The sequence below is a fragment of the Caballeronia sp. AZ10_KS36 genome (genome assembly GCF_023631105.1).
In the GTDB taxonomy this organism is placed as follows: Bacteria; Pseudomonadota; Gammaproteobacteria; order Burkholderiales; family Burkholderiaceae; genus Caballeronia.
Genome location: NZ_JALQDQ010000012.1, coordinates 24,490 through 30,495, shown reverse-complemented (window position 1 = coordinate 30,495; position 6,006 = coordinate 24,490). Strand labels below are relative to the sequence as shown.

General features: G+C 64.0%; 9 protein-coding genes. 7 read left to right on the top strand and 2 right to left on the bottom strand.

Translation table 11 applies throughout. The annotated features are described in order from the left end of the window. The 3 genes from NCR35_RS06605 to NCR35_RS06595 form a co-directional block, all read left to right on the top strand. On the top strand, positions 1–371 hold a 371-nt coding region (locus NCR35_RS06605), incomplete at its 5' end, for an energy transducer TonB (RefSeq protein WP_250533728.1). A 28-nt stretch (positions 372–399) separates the two neighbouring features. Next, complete coding sequence (locus NCR35_RS06600; RefSeq protein ID WP_250533727.1) at positions 400–1,146, top strand: MotA/TolQ/ExbB proton channel family protein; 747 nt, start codon at positions 400–402, stop codon at positions 1,144–1,146. 12 nt (positions 1,147–1,158) lie between these two features. Continuing rightward, the gene (locus tag NCR35_RS06595) at positions 1,159–1,581 is read left to right on the top strand and encodes an ExbD/TolR family protein (protein WP_244848379.1); all 423 of its coding nucleotides are present in this window, start codon (positions 1,159–1,161) and stop codon (positions 1,579–1,581) included. A gap of 323 nt (positions 1,582–1,904) precedes the next feature. On the opposite strand, the gene NCR35_RS06590 is transcribed toward NCR35_RS06595, so the two are convergent. Continuing rightward, on the bottom strand, positions 1,905–2,867 hold the full coding sequence (locus NCR35_RS06590; RefSeq protein WP_250533726.1) for a LysR family transcriptional regulator: 963 nt from the start codon (positions 2,865–2,867) through the stop codon (positions 1,905–1,907). Positions 2,868–3,034: 167 nt separating this feature from the next. Here NCR35_RS06590 and NCR35_RS06585 point away from each other — a divergent pair, with 167 nt between their 5' ends. The 4 genes from NCR35_RS06585 to hemP all read left to right on the top strand — a co-directional run bounded on the left by NCR35_RS06585 (position 3,035) and on the right by hemP (position 5,362). Then, positions 3,035–3,901: a pirin family protein gene (locus NCR35_RS06585; RefSeq protein WP_250533725.1), complete on the top strand. Its 867-nt coding sequence runs from the start codon at positions 3,035–3,037 to the stop codon at positions 3,899–3,901. 153 nt (positions 3,902–4,054) lie between these two features. Beyond that, positions 4,055–4,462 (top strand): OsmC family protein, encoded by a 408-nt coding sequence (locus tag NCR35_RS06580; RefSeq protein WP_250533724.1) that lies wholly within the window; start codon positions 4,055–4,057, stop codon positions 4,460–4,462. Between the two features lie 33 nt (positions 4,463–4,495). Continuing rightward, positions 4,496–4,984: an SRPBCC family protein gene (locus tag NCR35_RS06575; protein ID WP_244848375.1), complete on the top strand. Its 489-nt coding sequence runs from the start codon at positions 4,496–4,498 to the stop codon at positions 4,982–4,984. 132 nt (positions 4,985–5,116) lie between these two features. After that, complete coding sequence (gene hemP, locus NCR35_RS06570) at positions 5,117–5,362, top strand: hemin uptake protein HemP (RefSeq protein ID WP_250533723.1); 246 nt, start codon at positions 5,117–5,119, stop codon at positions 5,360–5,362. Positions 5,363–5,591: 229 nt separating this feature from the next. Here hemP and NCR35_RS06565 read toward each other — a convergent pair whose 3' ends face one another. Further along, complete coding sequence (locus NCR35_RS06565; protein WP_244848373.1) at positions 5,592–6,005, bottom strand: GlcG/HbpS family heme-binding protein; 414 nt, start codon at positions 6,003–6,005, stop codon at positions 5,592–5,594. Position 6,006 lies beyond the last annotated feature (1 nt).

The following is a 6,006-nucleotide window of genomic DNA, read 5'->3' as shown; positions in this document are numbered from 1 at the left end:
CTCCCGCTCCGCCGCCGCCCGCGCCCGCGCCGGCCGCGCCCGCTGCGCCCGCCGCCCCCGCCATCGGAAAGCCGACGATGGACCTCGCCGCGCCGAAGAACGTCGCGCGCCTGTCGTGCAATATCGCGCAGCCGGACTATCCGGCCATGTCGCGCCGCCGGGGCGAGACGGGGACGGCGCTGGTCAAGCTGACCGTCGGCCTGTCGGGCAAGATCGAAAACGTGACGCTGCAAAAAACCAGCGGCTCCTCGCGCCTCGACGACGCCGCGCTCGACGCCGTTCGTTCCAGCGCATGCACGCCCTACAAGGAAAACGGCGAGGCGATCCGCGCCACGGCCACTGTCCCGTTCGTCTTCAGCCTGAACGACTGACCGATTTTTTGGAAACAAGGAAACAGCAATGCAAAACTACGGAATTGCGCACGTCTGGGCGCAGGGCGATTTCGTGACGCGCGGCATCGCGCTCGCGCTCGTCATCATGTCGGTGCTTTCGTGGACGGTGATCGTCGTGAAGGCGTGGAACGTCGTGCGGCTCAAGCGCCTCACGAAGAACGCGGAGCAGGCCTTCTGGCACTCGGACGACTTCAACGACGGCATCCAGAAACTGGGCGCGCAGTCGTCGAGCGCAGCCGACAACCCGTTCCTCGCGCTCGCGCTCGCCGGCCAGGAAGCGGCGGACCATCATCACCAGACGCAGCCGCATCTGCACGATCGCATGGATGTCTCCGACTGGATCACGCGCTGCCTGAAGGACGTGATGGACGAAGGCGTCGGCCGCATGCAGGCGGGGCTCGCGGTGCTGGCGTCGATCGGCAGCACGTCGCCGTTCGTCGGACTGTTCGGCACGGTGTGGGGCATTTATCACGCGCTCCTGACCATCGGCGCGACGGGGCAAACGTCGATCGATCAGGTCGCGGGCCCGGTCGGCGAATCGCTCATCATGACCGCGTTCGGCCTCTTCGTCGCGATTCCGGCGGTGCTCGGCTACAACGCCCTCACCCGCGCGAACAAGAGCATCGTGACCAAGCTGAACCGCTTCGCGCACGGCCTGCACGCGTTCTTTGTCACGGGCTCGAAGCTGTCGTCGACCAAGCGCGCGACGGCTGCGCAATCCGACAGCCTGCGTCTTGCGACGCGCGCGAGCTAAACGGAGGTTCGCATGGCCATGAGTCCATTCGCCGGCGACGAAGACGACGGCATGATGAGCGAAATCAACATGACGCCGCTCGTCGACGTCATGCTCGTTCTCCTCATCATTTTTCTGGTGACCATCCCCGCGATGCATCACGCGGTCAAGATCGACTTGCCGCACGCGAGCAGCCAGCCGCAGGACGAAAAGCCCGCGCATGTGAACGTGGCGATAGAGGCCGACGGCACGATTCTCTGGAACGACCAGAAGATCGACGACGCCGCGCTCGACGCGCGCATCGCGCAGGCGTCGAAAGAAACGCCGCAGCCGGAACTGCATTTACGCGCGGATCGCAAGGTGCCCTATGAGCGCGTCGCCGATGTCATGTCCGCGGCGCAGTCGGGCGGCTTGTCGAAGATCGGCTTCGTGACGCAGCCGAAGAGCGCCAAGTAAGCTGCGAACAACCCGTAGCAAAGCAAAAGGCCTTCATCGTCGGATGAAGGCCTTTTTTCGTGCGCACTCGGCGCATTCGGGCGAGACGGTTACTTCGGGCTCGAATACCCTGAGCCGCCAGAACCGTCACATGCGGCAGCCGTGGTCGACACGGACAGCGCGATCAGCCCTATCAGGCTAACTATCAGAGTAGCCGTCAGTTTTCGCATAAGAAGCTCCTTAGCGAAAGAGACCTCAATATAACGCCGCCGATTTTGCCGTACAAGATTCCGCGCGATTGAATCTCTGCATCGCAAACGCGTGCTTCAATGTCTGAAGCGATGCTAAACCGTCTCCTGCTCGGCAGGCTCGATGACCGGACATTCGCCCGGAAAGCGCTTGCCGTCGTCGATGCATTCGACGAGAAAATCGACGAACGCGCGAATGGCCGGGACCATGCCCTGCCGCGACAGGAACACGGCGTAAAGCTGCGGCGTCGGGAAGGTCCAGCCGGGCATCACGGGCGAGAGCTGCCCGCTCCTGAGCGGCGCGCCGTACATCATCTCGGGCAACGCCGCGATGCCGACGCCGCGCATCACGGCTTCGCGAATCATCGACAGGTCGGCGGTGACGAGCCGCGGCTCGTGCTCGAATTCGTGGCGCGTGCCGTCGGGCGCGATGAGGCGATACACGTGCCGCCCGTCCGCCGATGGCGTGTCGAGCGTGTCGTATTGCGCGAGATCCGCGACGCTCATCGGCGGCGCGTTGGGCTTGAGCAGCGAGGGCGCGGCAACCAGCATCTGCTGCGTGCGCCACAGCGGCCGCGCGACGACGTTGGAGCTTGCGGGCGGCTCCGAGCGCACGCGCAGCGCGACGTCGATGGCGTCCTCGAACAGATCCACGACGCGGTTCGTCACGCGCAAGACGACGCGCACTTCCGGATAGCGATGCATGAAGTCAGGCATGACGGCCGCGAGAAACGTCTGCGCGATGGTCACGGGCACGCTCACGCGCACGGTGCCGCGCGGCGAATCGCGCAGGCTCTGTACGACGTTGACGGCGGCCTGCGCCTCGGCCAGCATCGCCTGGCAGTGTTGGTAGAACAACTGTCCCGCCTCGGTGAGCGCGAGCTTGCGCGTGGAGCGCTGCAACAGCCGCACGCCGAGCGATGCCTCCAGTTCCGACACGCGCCGCGACAGCCGCGACTTCGAAATGCCCAGCACGCGCTCGGCCGCGGAAAAACCGCCGTGTTCAACCACGTGCGAGAAGTACATCAGATCGTTGAGATCGTGCGAGTCGGATGTCATGGCGTGTGCGGCATTGGCCGTTGTCGCCGGCGCAAGGCCGGTTTGTTTATCGCAGCAGGACAATCCATTGCGCTGCGGCGTCTTTTACCCACAAATACGGCTCATATAATAGCTGCGTGTTTCACATTTATCGCTATTCCCCTAATGGCGACGCGAGGCAAAACATCATGAGCCGCACTATTTCGAGCATCATTCCCGCCATGCGCACCGTCGAAGGCGGCGGATTCGTCGTGCATCGCCCGTTTCCGACGCGCCTTCTGATGGACTTCGATCCGTTTCTATTGCTCGACGAGATGGGCCCGGTCGACTACGCGCCCGGCGAGGCGAAAGGCGCGCCGGATCACCCGCATCGCGGCTTCGAAACCGTCACGTACATGCTCGAAGGCGAGTTCGGCCACAGGGATTCGGCGGGGCATTCCGGCACGCTGCGTCCGGGCGACGTGCAATGGATGACCGCCGGCGCGGGCGTCGTGCACAGCGAAATGCCGGGCGAGGCGTTCACTGAGCGCGGCGGGCGCGTCCACGGCATTCAGCTTTGGGTGAATCTGCCCAAGCGCGACAAGATGATCGCGCCGCACTATCAGGAGATCCCGTCCGAGCGCATTCCCGTGGCGACGAGCGAGGACGGCAAGGTGCGCGTGAAGGTGATCGCGGGCGAAGCACTTGGCGTCAAGGCCGCGATCGAAACGCGCACGCCGATTCTCTATCAGCACTTCTCGCTGCAACCGGGCGCGACCATCGAGCATCGCGTGCCGCGCGATTTTCGCGTGTTCGCGTACGGCCTCTCGGGCACCGCGCTCTACGGCCCGCAGCGCCAGCCGGTGCGCGCGCAGCAGATGGTCATCTTCCGCGACGATGCGGATACGATCACGCTCGCGGCAGGAGACGAGCCCGCCGAAGTGCTGCTGCTCGGCGGCGTGCCGCTGAAGGAGCCGGTCGTGCGCTATGGCCCGTTCGTGATGAACACGGAAGACGAGATTCGCCAGGCCGTGACGGACTATCAGACGGGACGCATGGGCGCGATCACGCACTGAGCGGGCGCATATCGTAGTGTTGAAATAATGCGCGACGGCGCGGCAAGAACGGGTACATTGCGTCACAATGACCGTTCGGCCGGCGCCGTTTTTTTTCGCGTCCGTCGGTCGTCACGCTGTCCGTTCGTCATCGATAAATCCGAGGAAACGCGCATGTCCGCTCCCGTCGTGACCGCCAGCATCGGCAGCGCCGATTACGAAACCCGCCTCGAAGACGGCACGCATACGTGGTTCGCCGACGAGCCGGCCAGTCTCGGCGGCGCGGATTCGGCGCCGCAGCCTTCGTCGCTGCTGCTATCGAGCCTCGGCGCATGCACGTCCATCACGCTGCGCATGTACGCGAAGCGCAAGGGCTGGCCGCTCACGTCGCTGCGCGTCGAACTGTCGATGAACACCACGGCGCACGGCACCGTGATCGACCGCCGCATTTCGCTCGACGGCCCGCTCGACGAAACGCAACGGGAACGTCTCTTGCAAATTGCCAATGCCTGCCCGATGCACAAGGTTCTCGTCGGTGCCATTCGCATCGACTCGGGGCTCGTTCCCGCCGAACCGGTGTGACCGGGCGTCACGAACGTCCAAGGAAACGTCGTCTTGAATTTCGAACACCTGATCCAGATTAACGATCCGACGAACCCGCTCGTCGACTCGCTGACGCGCGAGCAACTGTGGGAAGGCCTCGTGCTGCGCGCGGAACAGCCGCAGCTTTTCGTACTGGGCCTCGATAGCTGCGCGATCCTCTTCCGCGAAGGCGATGTGATGGAGCGCGAGCTGCACTACGGTCAGGCCGTGGTGCGAGACCGCGTGACGCTCGATCCGCACAACAGCGTGCGCTACGACATTCTGCCCACTGCCGAGCACGTCGGCGGCTCGCTCACGATGGCGATCGAGCAGCCCGACGCCATGCAGCTTTTCCTGCGCTTCACCTACAGCACGACGCTGCCCGAAAGCGAGAACTCGACGCCCGACGAACGGCAGACGCAGGAGATCGTGAAATCGGCGTATCGCGAGTCGGATATCGACACGGTGCGGCTCATACGCCAGTACGCGCACGGGCGCACGGGCGAAAGTCCGCTGCACTGACGCATGATGGATGAAGCGCGGCTATCGGAAGCCGCGTTTTCATCGGAAAGGCCTAGTTGCAAATAGGAATAGTTATCATTTACTATGGGTCCAACGAATCGACGACGGCACTCTCCGACCGACACGACCGACATGACCGACACGCCGCGATCCACCACGCTCAGGCTGCGCCGCCCGCTTGCTCGCGACGCGGCCATCACCCGCCCGAAGCCTCCGGCAGAAACCACGGAGCGCGTCTCGGCGAACGATGCCAACGGGGAACGGTCGCTGCGCAGCGACGCGCTGCTGAAAGGCCGCAGCCATGTCGCCATCGTGCATAACGGGGAAACGTATCAATTGCGCGCGACGCGTCTGGGCAAGCTCATCCTGACGAAGTAGCGCGAAAGAACAGCAGTAGTACCGGGTATTGTGGGGACCACCTCGCCAAGAGGTGTTTGGCCTTAGCCAGCAAGGACGACTTGCACGCGAGAATTTAGACCCCTTCGTGCAAACACCAGCCAGTCGTCGGTAGCCAGCGAAGCCGTTTTTTTGCCGCTCCAACGCTTAAACAAACGGCGCGATCTCTTGCGAGAGCGCGCCGTTTTTCTATTTGCGGTCGGCCATGAATTCAGACGTTTTCGATTCCCAGCGCCGCGATGCCCGCGCGCGCGATCTGCGCATCCTGATCCGACTTCACGCCCGAAACGCCGAGCGCCCCGACGATATCCGTGCCGACGAAAATCGGCACGCCGCCTTCGAGCATCGCCGTCATCGGCGCGGACAGGAACGCGGTGCGCCCCTGCTTGATGGTGTCTTCGTAGACTTTCGTCTCGCGGCGACCGAGCACGGCCGTGCGCGCCTTGCCCGTCGCCATTTCCACCGTGCTCGCGCCCGCTCCTTCCAGCCGATGCAGATGCAGCAGATGCCCGCCGTCATCGACGATGGCGATGGTCACGTTCCACTTGTGATTCTTCGCGTGCGCCTCGGCGGCGGCGGCCATGGCCAACACGTCGTCGTCGGTCAGTGCGGGTTTGGTTCTCACT